An 18,406-nucleotide genomic window follows, 5' to 3' on the forward strand; every position below is an offset into this window, starting at 1 on the left:
CTGCCGAGCAAGACAGAAATTCAAGCGACTTTCAGGTCGCACGTGGGCCTTCATGCCGAAGTGCCAGTCATTGCCTTTCTTAGACTGGTGCATTTCGGGATCGCGCTTGCCGTCCTTGTTTTTTGTCGACGGCGGCGCGGCGATCAGCGTGGCGTCGACGATGGTGCCTTCGCGCATCATCAGGCCCTTCTCGGCGAGGTGACCGTTGATCGTGTCGAAGATCTGGCGTGTGAGCCCTTTGGCTTCAAGCAAGCGGCGGAACTTCAGCAAGGTCGTCGCGTCCGGCGCCGACTCGCGGCCCAAATCAATGTCGACAAAAGCGCGAATGGATTGGCTGTCGTAGATCGCATCTTCGATGCCTTCGTCCGACAAACCAAAGCACTGCTGGGCCACGTACATGCGCAACATGCGAGCCAGTCCGATCGGCGGCCGACCAGCGCCTTCGACCTTCGGATAGAGCGGCTCGACGGCTTGATGCAGCTTGCCCCACGGCGTCACGCTGTCGATCTCAGCGAGGAAGCGGTCGCGCCGCGTCAACTTCTTCTTGGGGGCGTATTCGAGGTCGGAAAAGCTCTTTTGCATGGTCGATGGCAAACAGTGGGGATGCCGTCATTGTCTCAGGTCGGACCGCCGCGCGGAACGGCGTCCAATGAATAAATCAGTGCTTCCCTAAGACGTTCTGTTGCATTTTTGATAAGTCACAGGTCATCGAAATAAAGAATTCGACTTTTGTATCTGGCCGTCATTCAAGAATATATTAAAATTGCACATCAAAAAGATGCTCGGAGAAGCTGCTATTCAAGAATTTATGCACGGCCACCAGACTTGATGAGAACGGTAAGTCCTTGATTTCTAAGGGCCATCATTCAATTTTCTTTTCCGACGTAACAGTTCAAGTAAAAGCCGATACAACGCAAAGAGTATTTGCGTATCGTGCGGGCCAGCGCGGGACTGTGCGGTATGTGGACCCAAGTGGGAAAGTTAGCGTCGTCTTGGATGGATACGTTCTCCAACGTTTTCGCAATTTTGTTCGACGCCTCCGTACCGGGGAAGGTGCAAACTTGATGCCGTGGTCTGCATCGTTCAAGCCTTCTGAACTCGAAAAACTTTAACCCGGAAAAGAGCATGCTGAATGAACTGCAACCCGATCTGCGCGAACTGATTGACCTGGTGCGCGCCGTCGAGAACTACGACACTACGATGGCCGCCGCCGCGCTGGCTGGTGCACCAATCGCGGCCGGTGCCGAAGCTGTAGCCGAGCGCACACGCAAAGGCCAGCGCATCGTACAGCTGCGCGGCAAGTGGAACATCTGACCCAAGGAAATCGGCGTTCGCACCCCGAGACTGGCCGGTAGCCATATGGAGTAAGAAATGAGTAAAAGTAACGATGCAGCAGAACTGATCGAGTTGGCCAATACTGGCCACCAAGGGGTAAAACACACGCTGACAGACCTTGGATATTCGACGGAGCAAGTGGCGCAGCTGGAAGCCATCGTTGATGTCCACGCTGACAGGTTCAGTGCCACGAGCAACTACTTCAAGATCGCTGGTCAGCCCACCCATACTGTCATCATCGGCAAGAGCGCCGATGCCCATAAAGGTATGGCGCAGAGTTACCAGCAGATGGGCTTAAGCGCCACTGAGTTTGCGGATGTTCAAATCAAACAATAACGCACCGGAAATCGCCCAGCAGCACACCACGGCCCGCATCGACGGGCCAGGTTCAATGAGAAGGTCGAGCGCTGTGCTTGGTCAATGAGGAAAAAATATGATTATCGTGGAAAAGTACAAGCGAGTCATCGTTAATTCTGTGGCAATTATTTGCCTCTTAGGTGTTGCAATCTATGCCTCACTTCTTTCACAGAAGTATGGGGACGTGGCAAATATTTCTGTTAATTTTGTGATTGTTGCACTGTTTGGTTTTCTTGCAATATTTTTCAATCATAAAATTTTCATTGTCCTTATTGCACTAGCATTAGCAGCGGCAAAGATTTTTGGATGGTGGCCAGCGTAATCGCCGGCGCTCCACGGAAAACGCGCCACTTGGCGCCACCGTGCCGGCCGGTAGCCGGTAGGAGGATTTTATGGATGAGAATTTGTGGTTCATAGTGGGTGTTCCAGCCTTGCTCGTGAGTTTTGCCTGCATTGTTTGGGCTGTCAGAACTCTGAGGAACGCAGGAAGATCGCTACCACCAGCAATCCCGATGCCTGAAGACATCGAGACAATGCCGGTTAGTGGCCAGCGTCAAATGCGCTTGGGCATCGTTGGAATATGCATCGCAATATCATGCATCTGCATAACCGACCTCGCTGGCTTCAGTTCTTTCTCAGATGAATCTCAAGCAATGGTCGGGCTTATTTTTTCTGGTGCTATTCTGCTTCGGTATGCATTCCATTGGGCACAGCGTTCAACACCAACCAATATATGAGAGGGTCAGCACGGTGCTGGCCAGCGAGGAATAGAACATGGCAGCAATTGAAAACACTGGTGTGATCGATGCGAGCACGTTCCGCGAAATGCAGGACGAATTATTGATCGCGCAGGACTTGGTTCAACAGGGTGCGGTACATGCCATCAGCTACCTTTTGCAGCATGGCTGCAATGAAGAGACGGCCATGCAAATGCTGTCGTCACTGAGGCAGAATTCCAGTCTCATTCGCATGGAAGCAAAGCGTCGCGGCAAACCGTTGTTTGACCACGATCAAACGACATTCAACTAAACGAAAAAGATATGCGATATCGCCCGCCCATGTCTTCGGTCTCATTCTTCATTTACTTTCTGATCATGCTTGGATGGGAAGGACCACTTGCAGTGTACGTTGGTCTCGCAAATGGCTCGATGGCTGAAGTTGGCATCGGTCTAGTGGTCACCTTATTTTTTTGGGGGTTGTTCGGATGGTGGTCACTGGTGGACATCATGAAAATGGCCGCACGAAGAGCTCGGAAGTGATTCAAGGATAATCCCGCCGCTTTTTCGCGGTGGCGAAAACGGTATAAACGATTTAGGAAAACCATGGCAGATCATAAATTCACGAAGGTGTTTTTTGCCGTTGAATTGGGCGGGCAGGCCTTCGGCGTCGAGCTGGGAAACGCCCAGCTGCTACAACTGCTTCAACGCGCGGCCGAACTGTCGCCAAACGGCAGCTTGTCGCTCAGCCCACTGCCGAACCAGCGTATTATCGAAGCCGTTTTCGAGAAGACTGATCAACACTAAACGCCGAGGACAACGCTATGTCGTCTTGTACGCTGACAACTCTCGCTAAACCTTGTCCATCGTGCCCCTGGCGCGTCAACCGGGATGCGACAGATATACCGAATTTTGATTTAAGTTTGGCAGAAAGTCTTGCGAACTGTTGTCCGGATACCCGCAACATGGGACCAAACTTCGGTGCGAGCATGTTCGCCTGCCATCAGTCCAGGGAGGGCGCCGAGATCGCATGTGCAGGCTGGATGGCAACCGTAGGCCATCGTCACCCTGGCGTGCGCCTGGCGGTCGCTTTGGGCCGTTTGGACGCATCTGCGCTACGCCCTGGAACCGGCTGGCCAGATCTGCATCCTAATTACCAGCAGGTGCTGGAAAAACTCCGGGCAACTGATCCGGCCGTCGAACTGAATTGATACTGGAAAAGAAGCATGCTTAAAGCGTTGAAGTATGAAATTCTGCGTGACGTTAAGGCTGGTGGGCACGCTGTTCTGCTAGCCGTTCGACCGATCCGTGTTGCCACCATCATCAATGAAGACTCATTCAATGAGGATCAGGTTTTAACGCATGCCAAAAACGTCTTCATGGAGGATTACGTCCACGACTGGAACTGGGATGAAAAAAACGGTGGTCAGTTCCGTTATTACTCCAGGGTGGCTGAAAGTGCAGACGTGTTGATCGTGTACGAAATCGACACAAACTTCAATCCACCGTCGAAATTCGACCCGATGACCGGTAAATCTTTGATCGGCGCATAAAGGAATAGAAGCATGAGGAAAATATGCACTACACCAGCGCTGACGTAATGGAGTTGGCGAGGTTGCTCGCCGCCCCTGGCCTCGATGACCTGACAGCCGTGCGGCTGGCGCGAAACGATGTCAGTAACGGACTCGTCGAAACCGCCGTTCTTCGATTGAAGGCGGAAGCAGACAAGATTCGTCCGATCTGCCGTCCGCTCTACAACATTATCACGAACTGGTAGGGAAATTCAGATGCAAATTGAATACATAAAAGTAGCTGGCGTAATTCTAAGTCTTCTGGGGACTATCGTGCTGGCCATGCGAGTCACGAAGATTCTCGGCGTTTTGACGATGGCTGTAAAAATGGCAGACATGAACATGCAGATCGAGGCGGCGCGTGCCAACGGTAATCGCGATATGCCAAATATCAGAATGTACGGGTCCACGACTCACATTGAAGGCGCCGAAAAGCTTGGCACGAAAATGCTGGTTCTGGGTTTTGCGCTCCAAATTATTGGCGGTGCGTGCACAGCAGCTTCCTTCATCCTCTAACTCAGCGGATAACATCGTGGCGACACAGCGAGAAATTTTTGATCTGCCGTCAGACGGCGGCCGGTTTTATATTAAGGTCGTCAGTGCCAAGCGAGGTAGAACTTTACGCAAACGCGGCATATTAGTTCTGCCTGCAGGCAGAACCGACACAGGCAAAGTGCTCTACTGCTACCGCCGATATATTTGAATGGGAAAAGATCTGTGACAACGATGATCGACAACATGGCCGCAGCGCGGCGCTGGCGTGAACAGTGGGGCTATATCGGCCGTGGTGGCGTCGTTGTGTTGCTGGATGGCGAAGTTCAAAGCTGGGTGAATCAGCTTCGCAACCCTGAGCATTGGCAACCAGGCTGCATCGCAGTCGATGAGGAAGGCAAAAGCTGGACTACCATTGCTGGCGATCAGCGTGATGGTGCGCTGATGTGGTTGCCGAACGATCCGATCCCGAATTGAAGGAATATATCCATGACGAACTTGGTGGAAATCAATGGTCACTGTAATGAATCGCCACTTGCGCTGACTCCGGTATCCGAGCAGGGTATTCGAGCGCTGTTCGAAGGATTGGCGGCGGTCCACGATACTTTGGTTTTTAGTGCCCCTGCAAAAGCTGCAATCGCGATTACGCCAAGTCTTTTTTCGTTATTGGTGCAGTACTGCGGCGCTGATCCCCGATTTGATAGAGTGATGGCTAATACCTGGCCGATGGAGTATCGAACCATGCAGGATCATCACATACGCACTGACGAGGAGCAGTTTGAGGTTCGGAGCAAGACCAAACCGTCGATATTCTCGCGGCTCCTGGGTAGGTCTTAAATTCAAGGAAAAGACATGCAGATAATCAACGCGACCCCACCAGCCGACTTTCCGGCCCAAGTCATCGTGGCGCACGATGCGAAATTCGCAGCAAGTCACCCGAATGACGTGTACTGGTTGCGTGTTAAAGGCGTCGGCGCTGACGTTCGCGCTCACCAATTGACCGGCGCAATCGGGCCTGGCCACGCGCGTCAAATTGCCCGCATGATGGGTTTTGAGCCGACGCACTGGACGCTGCCTGGTGATGGCCGCGCCTATTTGTTCTGATCAAGGAAACGAACGTGAATTTTCAACGACCATTGAAAGACTTTTCAACCAGCGCGTTGCAGCTCGAACTGGCGCTGCGCTCGGGGCCGCGTTACCAGTGCCAAGCTAGTGACTGCCGCTCGATGGAGAACTCTCCCGCGCCATTCGATACATGCCCAGCATGTGGCCGTAAAGGCTTTTTGGGTGGCGGGTTCGAGCGCAATACTGAGTCCGTGCAGTGGAAGGCCTGGGAGGAACGTACCGTCGCCGGCTACCGCGACAAAGCGGCTGTGTCCGCGTGAAGGAAATGATGAAGATCGATTTAGGAATGGTGCAGTTGGAAGTTGGCGAAGGCGGGAAAACTGAAGTGCAATACAGCGCCACGCCGGCGATGGTCAATGCAGCGTTGGCTAAAGCTCGCCGGTTGAAGTTGAGCATCGTTGAATCCGACATGCACAAGCTGCTCCAAGCTGCACTCACGGCGGGATAGGAAAATCCCGGCGCCCAGGGCGCCCCGTACCGGCCGGCGCCGGAAAAAATAGAAAGCGAATATTTAATGTTGGATTACTCGACCCTTACAAGCACCGCCGAACGCAAGTTACGCGAGTGCGCAGATCAAGCTTCGACGATGGTTGAAAAAATTGAATTCCGTCAGCGCTTGGATATGGGCCACGGTATTTGGCAGCTCTGGCTAGAGCTGGCGGGTATGGTCGACAAAGCAGCAGCGAGGCGCGATATGGATAGGCTCTATGCGTTGATCGAGCCTGAAAGCATTTCGGGATTGCGCGCTATGAGTGCCGGGAAAAAGTAGGAAGGAATATAGTGAGTATGAATTCTCCCACACAGCACTACTTAAATTGGTTCCGCAGATTAGCCGTCGATCAACGTACCGACGTGGCCGCCCTCGTTGGCGTGAATATGCCGGGTAGCGCGCTCTCGTTCGAGTTGAGTTGTGAGCAGCTTGTGACTGACTTCGTTAGCTGGATTGAAAGTGTCGTTGCCGATACGGCTTTCCGTAACGTGGGTATGACGGTGAGCTTGATCGCAGTTACCGAATTTTGGATCATTCGCCGCCGCGACAATCTGCAAGGCTGGCTTCAGGTCGCCAGTGAGCTCAACCACTTGTCGAAAAAGACCGGCAAGGACGTCTTTGCGCAGCAGGCGGCACGGAAGGACTTTGAGGGGAGGCAATGGGTCGCGGCGTGCGAGAAGTGGAAGGCTCTTCGTTCCACAAATTTGTCCGACTTAGCTATCGAAGCATGGTTGGAGCAGAGTTCTAGACCGCAATAGGAAAACGCATCATGACTATCGAGGCAGGTAAAACCTACTTTTTCACGAAATCAGGCAACGAGGTTCGCGCCATTGCACCGACAACGCCATATCGTGGCCAGGCAATGTGGGAAGTAGAGCGCACGGATGGCGCCAGCGCAGGTAAGCGCATGGACGTTCCGGCTCGCGCCCTAGTGACGCAACTCAACTAACAAGGAATTGATCATGGCATTTAGCGCAACTGAACAACAAGCAATCTTGAACAAGCAAGTCCAAGATTGGACCAGGGAACTGAAGCCTACCTGACCACGGAAAAGATTTTGGATCCAAGCAACCGTAGTCCGGACGAAGCGCACCGGGAACTGAAAAAATCCGCTGAATGGAAATTAAATGAACCCAAGTAAGTCACTTCAGGATCTTCTCCAGCGCGCGATTGCGATCGCTGAACAGAAGCATGCCGGTCAGGTAGACAAAGCCGGTCGCCCATACATCGAGCACCCGAAGCGCGTCATGGCGGCCGTGAGCAACGATGCCGAGCGAATTGTCGCCATCTTGCATGACGTGATAGAAGATTCCGATGTAACGCTCGACCAACTCGCAGCCGAAGGTTTCCCCGCCTACATTCTTGACGCGTTGGATTCGGTGACGCGCAAGGAAGGTGAAACATACGAAGCATTTGTCGCACGTACGGCGACAAATGCGATCGGCCGGCGAGTCAAGTACGCAGACCTGCAGGATAATGCAGACTTGACCCGCATTGCGGCTCCCACGGCTGCCGACCTGGCCAGGACCGTAAAATATCAGCGCGCAATGGCCCAGTTGAACGCAGCGTAGCTGCCAAGGAAAACGCCGTGAATCATTCCGAACACATGCTTACCTGCGTTGCCGAAGAATGCTCAGAAGTCGCGCAGATCTCTCTGCGTCTCGCACAGGCCGCAAACAAGGCGCTGCGCTTCGGGCTGCATGACGGCTATCCAGATACCGAACGAACGAACCGCAACGATCTGGTCCGTGAATTCAACGATCTGGTGGGAGCGCTTGAGGGGTTGCAGGAATGCGGTGTCGAACTTCCCGGCCTGTTCGACCGCACTGCCATCGACGCGAAGAAGGCCAAAATTTTGAAATGGATGGAACATGCCGAATCTCTCGGCACACTCCTGCGGTAAGAGGCGAAATTATGAACATGGTTATTTTGAAGACACGGGACGGTGATGAGCCGATGCAGTTTCGTTCGCACGCCTTGCGCCCGGCCCGCATCGTGAACGAAGACCTTCGTCACTTCACCGGCACCACCTTTCCGGGCAATCCTTTGCAGGGCTGCGCGTTGGTTCTGCGCCGATTGGAAGCTTTCGGCATGATCGCTCACAAGGATGCTGACCAGTGGGTCGATGTGCTGGCTGATAACGGCGACATCCTCCATGAAGTGCCTGTGACGATTAAAGGCTTTGAATACCTGCGCCGGACGTTAAAGTTCGTGCGCGAACAGTAAGAGGAAATTAAAATCATGTCGAATCTAGAAAGTCTTGAAGAAATCGCCCGAGAGGCCTGGGCCGGCAACTACGAGCGCACAGGCGTGCTGTCAAAAGGGGAGCTGCTGTATGTCGCTCTTGCATCCGGCCGCATGCGCGAGCTGGCGCCAAGCGATTCGATTCCCTACGCGGTCGACCGTGTAGGCCCTGAATGGATGGCGCACATGCTCCAGGTGTGGCGGTCTGACTCCCAGCCTACAACCTGATCGGAAAATATGGACTACGACTACGAATCTCACGAACTGCTGCAAGATGCAGTTGACGAAGGGATGATCGATGAAAAATCTGCAGCTTGCGGCGTGGCGAAACAGTGCTTCGATCAAGGTTACGATTCTCTCAGCCCTGCACAAAAAGCCGTCTACGACCTTCAAGTTGTACCGCACTTAAAAAAAATCGCCGAACGACGGGAGATCGAGGATCGCATGCGTGGCATGCCCGACTAAACTAACGAAAACGAAAAACATATGTCGATCGAGTGGGGTGTCATACAGAGCGCGATATCTGCAAGTGCTGGACTTGTGGGCGTTTGGCTGGGTGGAAGGCTGACTTGGCAACGTGAGGCAAAACGGGAAATGGAGCGGAATCTGAAAGAGGCAAGCTACTTGGCTATTCTGGTAGTTGCTCATTTAGATCGCCTGGCAACTGCTTGCCTTCATGTCGCATATGATGACGGGACGCAGGAAGGGCGGCCAGCCGGGAGCGGTGGTTGTCATGCTTCAACGGTTAGTACCCCTAATTTTGATCCGCTCGAAATCGATGTGAACTGGAAGGCTCTTCCGCAGAATTTGATGTACGACATTTTAGGTCTGGCTTACCGCATCGAGCAGTTGAACCGCGAGGTCGCGCAAGAGTGGATGGATGATCCACCAGAATATACAGAATTCTTTTGGGCGCGCCGGTACGGATATGCCGTACTGGGCCTTACCATCTCAGAGTTAGCGCAGAGGCTCCGTGAGCACGCATCGTTGCCACCTCTGTCTCAAGAGCAAGATGGTTCGAACCGCGATTTTCAATTGCGCGAGCAAAGAGACAAGGTAACTGCTGAGCGACAGGCCTATCAAGCGAGAATTTCCGCTAATAGGCCCTGAGTTTCAGAGATTTTATGAAGGAAAATTATGAGCAAGAACGCATTGATCTTATACCGCGATGTCGCCGGCCTGCACTGCGAGTGTGGCAACGGCGAGTTGATAACAGATGACAATCCGAGCTACAAGACGTTCTATTACGCCTGGTCCACGTCGTCAGGTAGCGGCAAGGCGCTGGGTTACTGCCAAAAATGCCATAGCGAGTTGCAGGAGCCGACGCATATCTTTGCTCCAGCAGATCGCAAGGCCGAACTGTTGGCCAAATTTGGACCACCTCCAACGCACGTTTAGTAACCCGGAAAAGACCGGCGCCACCTGGCGCCACCGTACCGGCCGGTAGCTGGATGGAAATAATTTTGCATGTTCAATGTTTTGAAAAGCTACTTTTGGCCCTTCATCCACCGATGAAGGTATCGGTTGCATCCCAGGATGCGATGAAGGCAGATTTGCTAGCTAAAGGGTATGGTCTGCGCACCTGAAAGACAATCACCGCTCGGTAGTAGACGTGTGGACAAGGCATGCAGACAATCTCGCACGATCTGAAAATCGTGCTTGGTTCCGGGAGCATGGTGTGAAGTTTGTACGCCGTTGGACAGCAGTGGCTTGTGTTGCCGGAGCACTTGCGTGGGTGGCTTCTGGTTCACCGTACTTTGAAATACCTTTTACGTTGATTGGTGTTGTCGCAGTCGTGTTCGCCATTGCGTTTCAGTACCAACGTCACGCCAAGTAGGAAAACGCCCAGTAGCACCTACGGCCGCGCTAGTCGCGGCCAAGCGCGGGCAGGCATTGGGAAGCGCGAAGCGCTTTCCAACCGAGCGTGTAGCCGCTCGCCGCCGTGCATAGCTGTGGCGGCAGATGCAAGATTTTCTTGCGTTAGTCCCATTTTGGGACTATGATGTAATTCATGCGAATACTCTCCCTCCCGACTATTAAATCATTCTATGAGCAGCCGACTTATGCGGACGCTAAGATTCCCCTGACAACTTGGTACGGGTTTGTCTTAAAAGCGAGTTGGTCGTCACCGGCAGATGTAAAGGCGGACTTCGGAACCGCTAGCATTCTGAAGAATGGACGGGTCGTATTCAATATTGCAGGAAATAAGTATCGACTCATCACGTCGATTAATTACCCGCACGGTATCGTGTTTATCAAGTTCATCGGCACACACAAGCAGTATGACGCGATTGATGCACAGACAGTCTAAATGAGGTCGCAAATGGAAATTAAACCAATCAAGACCGCCGCAGACCACGCTGCAGCGCTGCAAGAGATAGACGGGCTGATGTCCGCCGAACTAGGTACACCTGAAGGGGATCGCCTGGACGTCCTGGCCACGCTCGTGGAAGCTTATGAGGCGAAGCACTTCCCCATGGAGCAGCCCAACCCGATTGATGCAATCAAGTTCAGGATGGAGCAGAAAGGTCTGACGCCAAAAGACCTGCAGCCGATGATCGGCCGTTTGAATCGCGTGTACGAGATTTTGAGCGGTACTCGTCCGCTAACGCTTGCGATGATCTGGCGCTTGCATGAAGGACTTGGGATCCCTGCGGAATGCCTGATCAAACAACCTGAGGCTGCGGCTGCGTAATCGGACCGGAAAACGCACAGCAGCACCCCACGGCCCACATGATGGGCCCGGAATGGCGCAATGAGAAGGTCGGCATGGTGCTGACCAGCGAGAAAAAAGTATAGAATCGAAATATATCTACGGCGTACCGAAGGTTATTTTCCTGATGTTGGGGAGGGGGGGAGTACTGGCATTTTCAATGTATTTTTTTACATGGCGCCTGCAATGCGTGAACATAAAAAACAGACCGATTTCGATGCCCATTTAATGGCTACCCCAGCCGGTAAGATGGCCTTGCAAACATACGACCAATGTATGAAATCTGGTGGATTGATTAGCGGTGCTCCGACATCGGCGGCCTGCGTAATACAAACCGTCAATGCTGCCAAAGCATTGAGCGGGGAACAGTTTTCGATAGATGTCAGCACTGCGTTGAAATCGAAATTAGAGTCTGCCCAAGAGCACTAACAGATCGAGGAAATCGAATGTTTGGATTATTTGTAAAGAAGCAGGTTGCTGTGCCGGACGACACTATAGTTTTGACCGGCACCGTGGAGAGGATCGGCGCTGCAAATGTTAGTTATGACATGCTGCACTTCGTTCTTGTCCTAAAAGAGGGTGCTACGGTGCACAGGTTCAAGACGGCTAGTTGGGATATCGCAGAAAAAATCGCTCTCCTTCGCGATGGTGATGACATCAAGCTTAAACTTTGTAAGAACCCAGTAGTTCCGAACGATCAGCCGTTTGCCATTAGCGTTGCGAGTAGCGCACTTTCTGGCTTTAACTGGGGTGGTTAAGACCCAACAGAGCAATCAAGCTGATCGAGGAAAAGACGCCGTGAAGAGCTTGCACGATTCAAGAAAAGAGCAGCGCCTACCCACAAGGGGATTCAATATGGTGCTATTGGGAATACTGCTTTGCGTGCAGATAATTGGGGCATTGTTGGCGGTCTCGCAGAGTAAATGGATCGTGACAGGTGTGCTCTTGGGGCTTGTGGCCTTGACCGGCACGGTGTTGCGCGGTCAGGTTTGTAGCCGAAACCGTTAAAGGAAAACGATAGCGTGACTCCGACCAATAGCATGCACAGCATCTGTGATTTCCCTCGACAGTTCTATCACGGCAGCAGCGAACTGTTTACGCAATTTGAATACCGGCGCTGCGCGTCCAATCCTATCTTTGGGCGCGGCATTTATCTGACACAGGAACATGAAGTTGCTCGCTGTTACTACAGGCCAGGCGGTGCAATCTATAGGGTTGAAGTCGATGCGGACCCACGCTACACCATCAACCTTGAAACGACGATTGCCGATCAGAGTTATGAGGCCAGGTTACGGATTCAATTTCTGTTACGGGAAGCCGGGAAGCAAATGCCACCGCAGACTACCAAAGCGTGGGATGCGCTCGACTCTGTTCGCGACGTCATGACGTTGAATCAACGCAACTTCCGGTTAGGTGCTCTTGGCGTCTGGATGATCTATGGTCATATGCCTGCAAATTGCCACTCAGGGATGTGCGATAACGGCGTTCATTACGTTTTGCTACGCGAATCGAAAGTGTCATCGCTCGCACCTATAAATATTTGATCGAAGTCTCAAGGAAAACGTCAGCAGCACGCACGGCCCGCCATAGAGCGGGCTTTGCTACTGAAAGGGGCCGGCACGGTGCTGGCTCAACCTGAAAGACAAAGCATGAATAGCAAGAATATCTTGGGTAATGAAGTAGCAATGGCCATCCTCAACGACACGGCAACTCGCCTCCGGGCCATCGGCGTGCATTGCATGGTCAGCCCTATATCCCTCCCGCAAGGTATGTCGGTGAGCCTGCATGCGGGTGCGACAGAGGAAGCAGCGACGGCGGCCGACGTGGCGGCCGAGCGCGGCGGCGAATACGCGCATGCTGTGGATACTCACACAAAATTTGCGCGAATGGTCGAACTCGCTATTGCTGATGCAGCGGATGAAGAGGCTAACGTTGCGCGCCTCATCAACGACTGATCGAGGGAAACGCACAGCAGCACGCACGGCCCGCATTGACGGGCCTGGCGCATTGAGAAGGTCGGGCGCTGTGCCTGATCGAATAGGAGATCGAAAATGAATCAAGAAGTCAGCCCGAATGCCTTGGCGGATGAATTGGCAGATCGCTTGATGCGTTTGCATCGTGCTTTAGAGGATGGAGGCGACAAAGGTACTGATTGGTCGCTCGCACGTGCTCTGGAAGACCGAATTGGCGCCTATCAGCCTGTAACTGGCGACTTCGACAGTGCGACAGCACTGCTGGAAAAACACGGTTTCTAAGTAGCAGCCATAGAATCATACACGGCCCGCATTGACGGGCCTGACGCAATGAGAAGGCCAGCACGGTGCTGGCCAGCGAGGACAAACCAAATGAGTGCAACGAACGCAAGCCGTGCCTACCGCAAGTTCAAGCGCGCGACCAACGGCCTTTTGAAGCGAAACGGCGCTGCCTACCTGGTGGCGGGTAAGCGTGGGGATGATGAAGCGTCGAAGTTTCTGCGCAGCCTGGCTCGGACGGTAGCTGACCAGATCCGCAGCGAAGCCCTGGCCTGATCGGAAAAGAGCATGCCACGAACCGTAGAATCTATTGTATCGAACAATCAAGCAGCTGCTCTACGCGCAGCAGGAAAGTCGATTGTTACGTGGGAATAGAAACTTGAACAGATTAATAGAAAATTGAATGGGAGATCAGGTCTTTTAATAAAAACTTGAATAAGCAGCTGAGGGTTTCCGTGACAGCGGTCGCCTAGTGTGATTTTGTGGTGCCGACCCATCTATCCCTCCCGCCCCAGCGCCACTATCAACTCGGTCCCGCAAGCGTTCAATTGGTTGAATAGCGCTTCGTTGCGGTATCCAGCTTCGGCCAACGCCTGTTTAGGTCGCGCACCCTGGTTACCCGTTGGCGTACATCGAATTCCACCCTGTGGACGCCGATAAGCTCGGCGTGTCTGCTGGCTAAGTCGTCGAGGTGTTCGATGACTATGGCTCCACCCATGCCATGGCCTATCCGGTCAAGGACATGAAGCCGTTGCATACCTTTCTGCTTGTCGGGTAGGCAAACAGCTGCATACCGTTTTGATCCACGCCTTGCGCAGCAGGGAAATACTGGTGGTCCTGGGCGGCATTGCCCAGTCGAATCATGCCAGCGTCGCGCTGCATGAAAGCCTTGGATTCGAGAAGGTTGCGCATTTCAAGCGCGTGGGCCGAAAGTTCGAGCAATGGATCGACGTGGGCTACTGGGAACTCCAGTTTCCCGAATTTTTCAACCTGACCCTGTTTTATATTTTGGAGTGCAATGAGTACCCCCATCACCTTACAGATCGGCGACATCACGCTAACGTACAACACGGGGTATATCGGCATCGACCACGGTATGCTATTTCAAGAAGCGGACCGAGTACGGCGCCGACATAACTCCATCAACTACGAATATTACGAGCAAAATCCAAACCTGGATGTTGCTCAAAGCGAAATGTGCTTTGGCCGGTCCCTGCGATCAATGGTTCCTCGACTCGAATTGCTAGGGCACACGCTTATCACTGCCCAGGCCGACTATGACCGCGTTGTTGTCCACGATCAGGAGCAACGAACGGGATTGGATGAGTTGGAAGTGATGGGCAGACCCGCGCGTATGGACTTCGATCAGTTTGTTGCTTTCATCCGAAGATACGCGGTAAGCAATCTAAGCGACAAATACGCTGGGGACTATGACAAGCAACCCGCAAAGCATGGGAGCTTGGCAAGCGACCGCGCTCTCAAGCAAGTGCCAGTAGGTAATACTGAGCGGGATATGGGCGGGTACTCGGAGCGCAGTCACTTCGGCAATCTGCTCGGTTTTCTTAGTCCGTATTCGGTGCTTCGTTTGCTTGCTGAGAACCCTGGAAACTTGGACCTTGAGGTTGTCTGGGACTATGGCAATTTCGTTGACGCCGGATGGGCACAGAACAGGGACTTCTTTGCTGGTGCACGTCGCACTCAAACGTACTTGATCGCCACGGAAGGAACGTCAGACACACACATTCTGAGGCGCGCCATTGCCTTACTTCGACCAGAGATACAGGACTTCTTCCGATTTGTTGAGGTGGAAGACAGGCACCCATTCTCGGGCACCGGCAACCTGGCAAAATTCGCTGAAGGGCTTGTCAAGATAGACGTCCACAATCGGGTCGTATTTCTCTTCGATAATGATGCGGAGGGGCAGGATGCGTACCGCAGCCTTCAGCGCTTCGCGTTCCCTATGAACATGCGAGCAATGGTGCTTCCCGACCTTGAAGAGCTACGCAACTTTCCCGCACGCGGACCTGACGGTGTTTTGAACGCCGATATCAATGGTCGGGCAGCGGCTATCGAGTGCTACCTGGACCTGCGCTTGAAAGGCCGCAAGCCACCGCAAGTGACTTGGACGAACTACAAAGAGAAGTTGGACGTCTACCAAGGATCCCTTGATTTTAAGGAAAGCTACGCGACCGCGTTTTACAATGCGACGGCCGAATCCATGGCATCAAAGGAATACGACGTCAGCAAGCTGAATGTCTTGCTGGATGCTCTCCAGCTCCAATGCAGCCAAATGGCTGGACAGATGCTCCCAATAGCCCAATATTCCGATTAATGTGCGTCTCTTCCCCAGTCGAATGGGTAGTCGACTAAAAGATACGGTGCCGTGCGGCGGGTACCGTACTCCGGCACCTGCTGACACTCAGGGAGAGCGGCTAAGAGCACTCCGAGCGGCGTGCCGCACGAAACAAAGGAGGAATGGCCCTGATGACGCCTTCATGTGGACACCATTTGGGCCACTGAAAAACTATGTCATTTTTCAGTTTTCGATAGTAATCATTCCAACCGGATGGTTTTTGCTAAATTTTCTTTTCTTTCCACTGACGCTTTGTTTTAGCCGTGCATTGCGTGTCCGTGATAGTGTCCATGCATTAAAATTACCCAGTTTGGTCGTAGACATTGAGGTCGTGACTTTGCACCACGGTAATTCCAACGCGAGTTGCTGTGCTAATTTTGTTCGCGTACGCTCTTTTCCGAGTATATGACTTTGCAGTATCACTGATCCTGTTAAGCCATGGGACTTTCCTGCTTTTAGGATGGCTATTGTCCCATCCAGGATAAATCCACTTGGTTGCCGTACATAGAAGCATGGGATAAAAGATACGAGTGGAGCCATGTGTATGCTCCACCGACCATCACCATTGGGAGTGAGCATCATGTTTGTTTGTTGATACGACCACATGGTGCGGAGGTAAGCGTAGATTGTCAGCGTAACAACTGGAAGAAAAACGAGCTCGGGAGGGCTGTCGCATCCAATTGCAACGGTCGCTAGCAGCCCCATTACGATCAACATCGTACCTGCGACTACCCACAGGTGGTATTTACCCCCGATATTTCTCAATTTGCAAAAATATAATTTTTTGAGCCAATTGTTCATGTTCTCTTCAGCTAGATTTCGAAACAAAAAGCCTCACGAATTTATCCTGATGGCCGTCGACGTGGTCGCTATTATTGGGTATGTAGGAGGGCAACAAGTTGCCTGCGAACAATAGATTTTGACACAATCCCTTGCCTAGGGTGCCGAATTTCATAGCTTGCGCCTATAAAATTTGAAACTATGCGCGCAATTTTTATACCTGGTCGATGCGCCGTTTTCGCCCCGCAGCGCTCTTTGATCAAGAACCTCGTTAGACAGTGCAGTGACGCACGTGCTCTTCTACGTTGTGTAGCAGCGTTCAGCCGAGCCGATTAAGGCGCACGCCTCTCAGCTAGCCGACATCGCTCAATTGCGCATCGCCGCGGACCGGATTGTGGGGCGCTGGGGTGGCAGGAACGAATTAGGCGGAAATATCGACCGATACATCCCATTGTTCGGGCACTGGGCAGTACAGAGCCTTGACGGCCTCAGCCACGCGGTCTGGGACGTGCAAGTCAGGCGCCAGCGGCGGATCTTCCTCGCCGTCCTGGCTGTCCATTTGGTGGGCTAGCGGCAGGCCAGGGGAATAGACGGCCGCCCAGTTGCGCTCGGCGAGTGCGGCGACGATGCGTTCACGGTGTTCATGGCGCCACGGTGCGGGCGCCAGGCGGCCGTCTGGCATCCACCACGCCAGGTCGACCTCGATGCACTGTTCGTCTTCCTGCCAATACAGGTCGTACACAGCCGGCCGAAAGGCAGCGATCCTGATCTGGATGCCAAAGCCTTGCGTAGACACGTGTACGCGGCGCGGATCCAGTCCGTCCAGATACTCGATCAGCGCCCGCCGGAAGTCACGATGCAACTGGTCGAACACGCGCATGCCTTCCATTTTGCGACGTGCGATCATGCCACGATAGAAGCGTGCGACCGGCACGTAATCGCGCGGGTGCGCGGGGGCAACGCCCCCCTCCACGTCGACGATATCAGCTCTCTCCATTGCCAGGCGCCGCAAGTCGCTCCAGATCCAGTCGGCATGGAACTCGTTCAACGCCGCTTTCCTGAATTCGTCACCGGTGCGCGCCAGCGCGAAGAACCGGCAGGCGCTCGCCCCGAAGTAATTGAGTTCCTGCGAATGGTCCGGTGTGTATTCAAAATAGTGCAGCTCCACCAGGTAAGCATGTGCCGAACGGCGCAGGACGATCTTCCTGCCGCCTTGCGTGTGCCACTTCAGCAGCGCATCGAGCGGGCCTTGCCAGCGAGATGGCGGCCCGTCGACGATGTAGCCCTCGTGGCCACCGCCGATGGCGAGCTGCGCCGGGAAATGCCGGAGCAGCTCGCCGGACGGTGCAACGCTTTCGTACAGCCAGTTACGCGGCAACTGCCGTTCCACTTCGTCGCGGCCGGGAGGAAGTAGCAAATCCTCGACGGTCGTGCCAAGGTTCGTCGCCAGCCGGTGCGCCGTGGCCAGGCTGGTGGGTGCTCCCTTCTTGATGCGGTGGATGGTCTTTTCGCTCATGCCCACGGCGTGAGCCTTGATCGGCCCGCCGGCCACGGCGATGCGCAGGCAGACCTTGGCGGGATTTAGTTGGATATTTTCTTTCGGCATCGTCTCGTTCCTGGCGCTCATCGTCCTCCGCCGGCCTTGCCGTTGCGGGCCGAGGCGCGTGCCGCACGGCCCGCGAAATCGTCCTTTGACACCGTACCCTTGACCTTCATCGTCTGGCTCTGGATAGCCGAGGCTCGGTCCTGCGTCATTAGGATCTTGTCGGCCGTGGCTTTGCCCTGGACTGCCTTCGTGTGTTTCGTCATGGTTTCCTCCATAAATTGATTATTACCGGACGAACGATAAGGCCACACGGCTGTCCAGTCACGTCCTTAAATGGGACATATTCGGACATGGATTCAGGTGCCAACCAGGTTAAGCCGCGACCAAGCCCGCATGGGAGAGGCCAACATCAACAACATCTAAATGCCTTGA

At 53.5% G+C, this 18,406-nt stretch carries 37 protein-coding genes and 1 pseudogene; 34 read left to right on the top strand and 4 right to left on the bottom strand.

Features of this window, described 5'->3' with window-relative positions; translation table 11 throughout:
- Positions 1–24 precede the first annotated feature (24 nt).
- Positions 25–582: pseudogene (locus BXA07_RS26040) on the bottom strand (IS5 family transposase); the annotation flags it as partial.
- A gap of 543 nt (positions 583–1,125) precedes the next feature.
- Between BXA07_RS26040 and BXA07_RS26045 the strand changes: the two are divergent.
- The 34 genes from BXA07_RS26045 (at position 1,126) to BXA07_RS26200 (ending at position 15,627) form a co-directional block, all read left to right on the top strand.
- A complete protein-coding gene (locus tag BXA07_RS26045; protein ID WP_076572324.1) occupies positions 1,126–1,314 on the top strand; it encodes a hypothetical protein in 189 nt (62 codons plus the stop codon).
- Positions 1,315–1,371: 57 nt separating this feature from the next.
- Entirely contained in the window at positions 1,372–1,671 is a 300-nt protein-coding gene (locus BXA07_RS26050; RefSeq protein WP_076572326.1) for a hypothetical protein, read from the top strand.
- A 97-nt stretch (positions 1,672–1,768) separates the two neighbouring features.
- On the top strand, positions 1,769–2,014 hold the full coding sequence (locus tag BXA07_RS26055; protein ID WP_076572328.1) for a hypothetical protein: 246 nt from the start codon (positions 1,769–1,771) through the stop codon (positions 2,012–2,014).
- A 70-nt stretch (positions 2,015–2,084) separates the two neighbouring features.
- Entirely contained in the window at positions 2,085–2,429 is a 345-nt protein-coding gene (locus BXA07_RS30465; protein WP_139335774.1) for a hypothetical protein, read from the top strand.
- A gap of 37 nt (positions 2,430–2,466) precedes the next feature.
- Positions 2,467–2,721 (top strand): hypothetical protein, encoded by a 255-nt coding sequence (locus BXA07_RS26060; RefSeq protein WP_244556411.1) that lies wholly within the window; start codon positions 2,467–2,469, stop codon positions 2,719–2,721.
- A 293-nt stretch (positions 2,722–3,014) separates the two neighbouring features.
- A complete protein-coding gene (locus BXA07_RS26070) occupies positions 3,015–3,215 on the top strand; it encodes a hypothetical protein (protein ID WP_076572332.1) in 201 nt (66 codons plus the stop codon).
- Between the two features lie 419 nt (positions 3,216–3,634).
- The gene (locus BXA07_RS26080) at positions 3,635–3,961 is read left to right on the top strand and encodes a hypothetical protein (protein ID WP_076572334.1); all 327 of its coding nucleotides are present in this window, start codon (positions 3,635–3,637) and stop codon (positions 3,959–3,961) included.
- A 23-nt stretch (positions 3,962–3,984) separates the two neighbouring features.
- On the top strand, positions 3,985–4,185 hold the full coding sequence (locus BXA07_RS26085) for a hypothetical protein (RefSeq protein ID WP_076572336.1): 201 nt from the start codon (positions 3,985–3,987) through the stop codon (positions 4,183–4,185).
- 10 nt (positions 4,186–4,195) lie between these two features.
- On the top strand, positions 4,196–4,495 hold the full coding sequence (locus BXA07_RS26090) for a hypothetical protein (RefSeq protein WP_076572338.1): 300 nt from the start codon (positions 4,196–4,198) through the stop codon (positions 4,493–4,495).
- Positions 4,496–4,705: 210 nt separating this feature from the next.
- On the top strand, positions 4,706–4,948 hold the full coding sequence (locus tag BXA07_RS26095) for a hypothetical protein (protein ID WP_076572340.1): 243 nt from the start codon (positions 4,706–4,708) through the stop codon (positions 4,946–4,948).
- Positions 4,949–4,960: 12 nt separating this feature from the next.
- On the top strand, positions 4,961–5,308 hold the full coding sequence (locus BXA07_RS26100) for a hypothetical protein (RefSeq protein WP_076572342.1): 348 nt from the start codon (positions 4,961–4,963) through the stop codon (positions 5,306–5,308).
- A gap of 15 nt (positions 5,309–5,323) precedes the next feature.
- Positions 5,324–5,575: a hypothetical protein gene (locus BXA07_RS26105; protein ID WP_076572344.1), complete on the top strand. Its 252-nt coding sequence runs from the start codon at positions 5,324–5,326 to the stop codon at positions 5,573–5,575.
- A 14-nt stretch (positions 5,576–5,589) separates the two neighbouring features.
- Positions 5,590–5,856: a hypothetical protein gene (locus tag BXA07_RS30470; RefSeq protein ID WP_139335775.1), complete on the top strand. Its 267-nt coding sequence runs from the start codon at positions 5,590–5,592 to the stop codon at positions 5,854–5,856.
- Positions 5,857–5,861: 5 nt separating this feature from the next.
- The gene (locus BXA07_RS26110) at positions 5,862–6,044 is read left to right on the top strand and encodes a hypothetical protein (RefSeq protein WP_139335776.1); all 183 of its coding nucleotides are present in this window, start codon (positions 5,862–5,864) and stop codon (positions 6,042–6,044) included.
- A 66-nt stretch (positions 6,045–6,110) separates the two neighbouring features.
- Positions 6,111–6,365 (top strand): hypothetical protein, encoded by a 255-nt coding sequence (locus BXA07_RS26115; RefSeq protein WP_076572348.1) that lies wholly within the window; start codon positions 6,111–6,113, stop codon positions 6,363–6,365.
- A gap of 17 nt (positions 6,366–6,382) precedes the next feature.
- Positions 6,383–6,844 (top strand): hypothetical protein, encoded by a 462-nt coding sequence (locus BXA07_RS26120; RefSeq protein WP_076572350.1) that lies wholly within the window; start codon positions 6,383–6,385, stop codon positions 6,842–6,844.
- A gap of 11 nt (positions 6,845–6,855) precedes the next feature.
- Complete coding sequence (locus tag BXA07_RS26125) at positions 6,856–7,035, top strand: hypothetical protein (RefSeq protein WP_076572352.1); 180 nt, start codon at positions 6,856–6,858, stop codon at positions 7,033–7,035.
- A gap of 178 nt (positions 7,036–7,213) precedes the next feature.
- Positions 7,214–7,657, top strand: a complete 444-nt coding sequence (locus tag BXA07_RS26130) for a bifunctional (p)ppGpp synthetase/guanosine-3',5'-bis(diphosphate) 3'-pyrophosphohydrolase (RefSeq protein WP_076572354.1) — start codon at positions 7,214–7,216, stop codon at positions 7,655–7,657.
- Between the two features lie 17 nt (positions 7,658–7,674).
- Positions 7,675–7,989 (top strand): hypothetical protein, encoded by a 315-nt coding sequence (locus BXA07_RS26135; protein ID WP_139335777.1) that lies wholly within the window; start codon positions 7,675–7,677, stop codon positions 7,987–7,989.
- Between the two features lie 11 nt (positions 7,990–8,000).
- A complete protein-coding gene (locus BXA07_RS26140) occupies positions 8,001–8,312 on the top strand; it encodes a hypothetical protein (RefSeq protein WP_076572358.1) in 312 nt (103 codons plus the stop codon).
- A gap of 15 nt (positions 8,313–8,327) precedes the next feature.
- Entirely contained in the window at positions 8,328–8,558 is a 231-nt protein-coding gene (locus BXA07_RS26145; protein WP_076572360.1) for a hypothetical protein, read from the top strand.
- A 9-nt stretch (positions 8,559–8,567) separates the two neighbouring features.
- The gene (locus BXA07_RS26150; RefSeq protein ID WP_076572362.1) at positions 8,568–8,795 is read left to right on the top strand and encodes a hypothetical protein; all 228 of its coding nucleotides are present in this window, start codon (positions 8,568–8,570) and stop codon (positions 8,793–8,795) included.
- Positions 8,796–8,816: 21 nt separating this feature from the next.
- Positions 8,817–9,440, top strand: coding sequence for a hypothetical protein (locus BXA07_RS26155; protein ID WP_139335778.1), 624 nt, complete (start codon positions 8,817–8,819; stop codon positions 9,438–9,440).
- A gap of 27 nt (positions 9,441–9,467) precedes the next feature.
- The gene (locus tag BXA07_RS26160) at positions 9,468–9,728 is read left to right on the top strand and encodes a hypothetical protein (RefSeq protein ID WP_076572364.1); all 261 of its coding nucleotides are present in this window, start codon (positions 9,468–9,470) and stop codon (positions 9,726–9,728) included.
- A 613-nt stretch (positions 9,729–10,341) separates the two neighbouring features.
- A complete protein-coding gene (locus tag BXA07_RS26165) occupies positions 10,342–10,641 on the top strand; it encodes a type II toxin-antitoxin system HigB family toxin (protein WP_076572366.1) in 300 nt (99 codons plus the stop codon).
- A 12-nt stretch (positions 10,642–10,653) separates the two neighbouring features.
- Positions 10,654–11,025 carry a helix-turn-helix domain-containing protein gene (locus tag BXA07_RS26170; protein WP_076572416.1) on the top strand — a complete coding sequence of 124 codons (372 nt, stop codon included), beginning with the start codon at positions 10,654–10,656 and terminating at the stop codon, positions 11,023–11,025.
- A 204-nt stretch (positions 11,026–11,229) separates the two neighbouring features.
- Positions 11,230–11,472, top strand: coding sequence for a hypothetical protein (locus tag BXA07_RS30475; RefSeq protein WP_139335779.1), 243 nt, complete (start codon positions 11,230–11,232; stop codon positions 11,470–11,472).
- A gap of 17 nt (positions 11,473–11,489) precedes the next feature.
- Positions 11,490–11,801 carry a hypothetical protein gene (locus tag BXA07_RS26175; RefSeq protein WP_076572368.1) on the top strand — a complete coding sequence of 104 codons (312 nt, stop codon included), beginning with the start codon at positions 11,490–11,492 and terminating at the stop codon, positions 11,799–11,801.
- A gap of 264 nt (positions 11,802–12,065) precedes the next feature.
- Positions 12,066–12,587, top strand: coding sequence for a hypothetical protein (locus BXA07_RS26180; protein WP_139335780.1), 522 nt, complete (start codon positions 12,066–12,068; stop codon positions 12,585–12,587).
- 105 nt (positions 12,588–12,692) lie between these two features.
- Positions 12,693–12,998 carry a hypothetical protein gene (locus BXA07_RS26185; RefSeq protein WP_139335781.1) on the top strand — a complete coding sequence of 102 codons (306 nt, stop codon included), beginning with the start codon at positions 12,693–12,695 and terminating at the stop codon, positions 12,996–12,998.
- Between the two features lie 96 nt (positions 12,999–13,094).
- Positions 13,095–13,298 carry a hypothetical protein gene (locus tag BXA07_RS30480; RefSeq protein ID WP_139335782.1) on the top strand — a complete coding sequence of 68 codons (204 nt, stop codon included), beginning with the start codon at positions 13,095–13,097 and terminating at the stop codon, positions 13,296–13,298.
- A 90-nt stretch (positions 13,299–13,388) separates the two neighbouring features.
- Positions 13,389–13,571 carry a hypothetical protein gene (locus BXA07_RS26190; protein ID WP_070221289.1) on the top strand — a complete coding sequence of 61 codons (183 nt, stop codon included), beginning with the start codon at positions 13,389–13,391 and terminating at the stop codon, positions 13,569–13,571.
- Positions 13,572–14,126: 555 nt separating this feature from the next.
- A complete protein-coding gene (locus BXA07_RS30485; protein WP_244556412.1) occupies positions 14,127–14,432 on the top strand; it encodes a GNAT family N-acetyltransferase in 306 nt (101 codons plus the stop codon).
- On the top strand, positions 14,314–15,627 hold the full coding sequence (locus BXA07_RS26200) for a HEPN/Toprim-associated domain-containing protein (protein ID WP_076572374.1): 1,314 nt from the start codon (positions 14,314–14,316) through the stop codon (positions 15,625–15,627). Before BXA07_RS30485 ends, BXA07_RS26200 begins: the two co-directional genes overlap by 119 nt.
- 204 nt (positions 15,628–15,831) lie before the next feature.
- Here the strand turns inward: BXA07_RS26200 and BXA07_RS30490 are convergent, their stop codons facing one another.
- The 3 genes from BXA07_RS30490 to BXA07_RS26210 form a co-directional block, all read right to left on the bottom strand.
- A complete protein-coding gene (locus BXA07_RS30490) occupies positions 15,832–16,449 on the bottom strand; it encodes a hypothetical protein (protein ID WP_139335783.1) in 618 nt (205 codons plus the stop codon).
- A gap of 400 nt (positions 16,450–16,849) precedes the next feature.
- Complete coding sequence (locus BXA07_RS26205) at positions 16,850–18,034, bottom strand: helix-turn-helix transcriptional regulator (RefSeq protein ID WP_076572377.1); 1,185 nt, start codon at positions 18,032–18,034, stop codon at positions 16,850–16,852.
- A 17-nt stretch (positions 18,035–18,051) separates the two neighbouring features.
- Positions 18,052–18,237 (bottom strand): hypothetical protein, encoded by a 186-nt coding sequence (locus BXA07_RS26210; protein ID WP_076572379.1) that lies wholly within the window; start codon positions 18,235–18,237, stop codon positions 18,052–18,054.
- Between the last annotated feature and the right edge of the window lie 169 nt (positions 18,238–18,406).

Origin of the sequence: Janthinobacterium sp. TND4EL3, assembly GCF_900156175.1 — a bacterium.
Classification (GTDB): domain Bacteria; phylum Pseudomonadota; class Gammaproteobacteria; order Burkholderiales; family Burkholderiaceae_D; genus Janthinobacterium.

Excerpts from the sequence above, each read along its gene's own strand:
- BXA07_RS26045 (WP_076572324.1), top strand. The coding sequence starts at position 1,126 with ATGCTGAATGAACTGCAACCCGATCTGCGCGAACTGATTGACCTGGTG.
- BXA07_RS26050 (WP_076572326.1), top strand. The coding sequence starts at position 1,372 with ATGAGTAAAAGTAACGATGCAGCAGAACTGATCGAGTTGGCCAATACT.
- BXA07_RS26055 (WP_076572328.1), top strand. The coding sequence starts at position 1,769 with ATGATTATCGTGGAAAAGTACAAGCGAGTCATCGTTAATTCTGTGGCA.
- BXA07_RS30465 (WP_139335774.1), top strand. The coding sequence starts at position 2,085 with ATGGATGAGAATTTGTGGTTCATAGTGGGTGTTCCAGCCTTGCTCGTG.
- BXA07_RS26060 (WP_244556411.1), top strand. The coding sequence starts at position 2,467 with ATGGCAGCAATTGAAAACACTGGTGTGATCGATGCGAGCACGTTCCGC.
- BXA07_RS26070 (WP_076572332.1), top strand. The coding sequence starts at position 3,015 with ATGGCAGATCATAAATTCACGAAGGTGTTTTTTGCCGTTGAATTGGGC.
- BXA07_RS26080 (WP_076572334.1), top strand. The coding sequence starts at position 3,635 with ATGCTTAAAGCGTTGAAGTATGAAATTCTGCGTGACGTTAAGGCTGGT.
- BXA07_RS26085 (WP_076572336.1), top strand. The coding sequence starts at position 3,985 with ATGCACTACACCAGCGCTGACGTAATGGAGTTGGCGAGGTTGCTCGCC.
- BXA07_RS26090 (WP_076572338.1), top strand. The coding sequence starts at position 4,196 with ATGCAAATTGAATACATAAAAGTAGCTGGCGTAATTCTAAGTCTTCTG.
- BXA07_RS26095 (WP_076572340.1), top strand. The coding sequence starts at position 4,706 with ATGATCGACAACATGGCCGCAGCGCGGCGCTGGCGTGAACAGTGGGGC.
- BXA07_RS26100 (WP_076572342.1), top strand. The coding sequence starts at position 4,961 with ATGACGAACTTGGTGGAAATCAATGGTCACTGTAATGAATCGCCACTT.
- BXA07_RS26105 (WP_076572344.1), top strand. The coding sequence starts at position 5,324 with ATGCAGATAATCAACGCGACCCCACCAGCCGACTTTCCGGCCCAAGTC.
- BXA07_RS26110 (WP_139335776.1), top strand. The coding sequence starts at position 5,862 with ATGATGAAGATCGATTTAGGAATGGTGCAGTTGGAAGTTGGCGAAGGC.
- BXA07_RS26115 (WP_076572348.1), top strand. The coding sequence starts at position 6,111 with ATGTTGGATTACTCGACCCTTACAAGCACCGCCGAACGCAAGTTACGC.
- BXA07_RS26120 (WP_076572350.1), top strand. The coding sequence starts at position 6,383 with ATGAATTCTCCCACACAGCACTACTTAAATTGGTTCCGCAGATTAGCC.
- BXA07_RS26125 (WP_076572352.1), top strand. The coding sequence starts at position 6,856 with ATGACTATCGAGGCAGGTAAAACCTACTTTTTCACGAAATCAGGCAAC.
- BXA07_RS26130 (WP_076572354.1), top strand. The coding sequence starts at position 7,214 with ATGAACCCAAGTAAGTCACTTCAGGATCTTCTCCAGCGCGCGATTGCG.
- BXA07_RS26140 (WP_076572358.1), top strand. The coding sequence starts at position 8,001 with ATGAACATGGTTATTTTGAAGACACGGGACGGTGATGAGCCGATGCAG.
- BXA07_RS26145 (WP_076572360.1), top strand. The coding sequence starts at position 8,328 with ATGTCGAATCTAGAAAGTCTTGAAGAAATCGCCCGAGAGGCCTGGGCC.
- BXA07_RS26150 (WP_076572362.1), top strand. The coding sequence starts at position 8,568 with ATGGACTACGACTACGAATCTCACGAACTGCTGCAAGATGCAGTTGAC.
- BXA07_RS26155 (WP_139335778.1), top strand. The coding sequence starts at position 8,817 with ATGTCGATCGAGTGGGGTGTCATACAGAGCGCGATATCTGCAAGTGCT.
- BXA07_RS26160 (WP_076572364.1), top strand. The coding sequence starts at position 9,468 with ATGAGCAAGAACGCATTGATCTTATACCGCGATGTCGCCGGCCTGCAC.
- BXA07_RS26165 (WP_076572366.1), top strand. The coding sequence starts at position 10,342 with ATGCGAATACTCTCCCTCCCGACTATTAAATCATTCTATGAGCAGCCG.
- BXA07_RS26170 (WP_076572416.1), top strand. The coding sequence starts at position 10,654 with ATGGAAATTAAACCAATCAAGACCGCCGCAGACCACGCTGCAGCGCTG.
- BXA07_RS30475 (WP_139335779.1), top strand. The coding sequence starts at position 11,230 with ATGCGTGAACATAAAAAACAGACCGATTTCGATGCCCATTTAATGGCT.
- BXA07_RS26175 (WP_076572368.1), top strand. The coding sequence starts at position 11,490 with ATGTTTGGATTATTTGTAAAGAAGCAGGTTGCTGTGCCGGACGACACT.
- BXA07_RS26185 (WP_139335781.1), top strand. The coding sequence starts at position 12,693 with ATGAATAGCAAGAATATCTTGGGTAATGAAGTAGCAATGGCCATCCTC.
- BXA07_RS30480 (WP_139335782.1), top strand. The coding sequence starts at position 13,095 with ATGAATCAAGAAGTCAGCCCGAATGCCTTGGCGGATGAATTGGCAGAT.
- BXA07_RS26190 (WP_070221289.1), top strand. The coding sequence starts at position 13,389 with ATGAGTGCAACGAACGCAAGCCGTGCCTACCGCAAGTTCAAGCGCGCG.
- BXA07_RS26200 (WP_076572374.1), top strand. The coding sequence starts at position 14,314 with ATGAGTACCCCCATCACCTTACAGATCGGCGACATCACGCTAACGTAC.
- BXA07_RS30490 (WP_139335783.1), bottom strand. The coding sequence starts at position 16,449 with ATGAACAATTGGCTCAAAAAATTATATTTTTGCAAATTGAGAAATATC.
- BXA07_RS26205 (WP_076572377.1), bottom strand. The coding sequence starts at position 18,034 with ATGCCGAAAGAAAATATCCAACTAAATCCCGCCAAGGTCTGCCTGCGC.
- BXA07_RS26210 (WP_076572379.1), bottom strand. The coding sequence starts at position 18,237 with ATGACGAAACACACGAAGGCAGTCCAGGGCAAAGCCACGGCCGACAAG.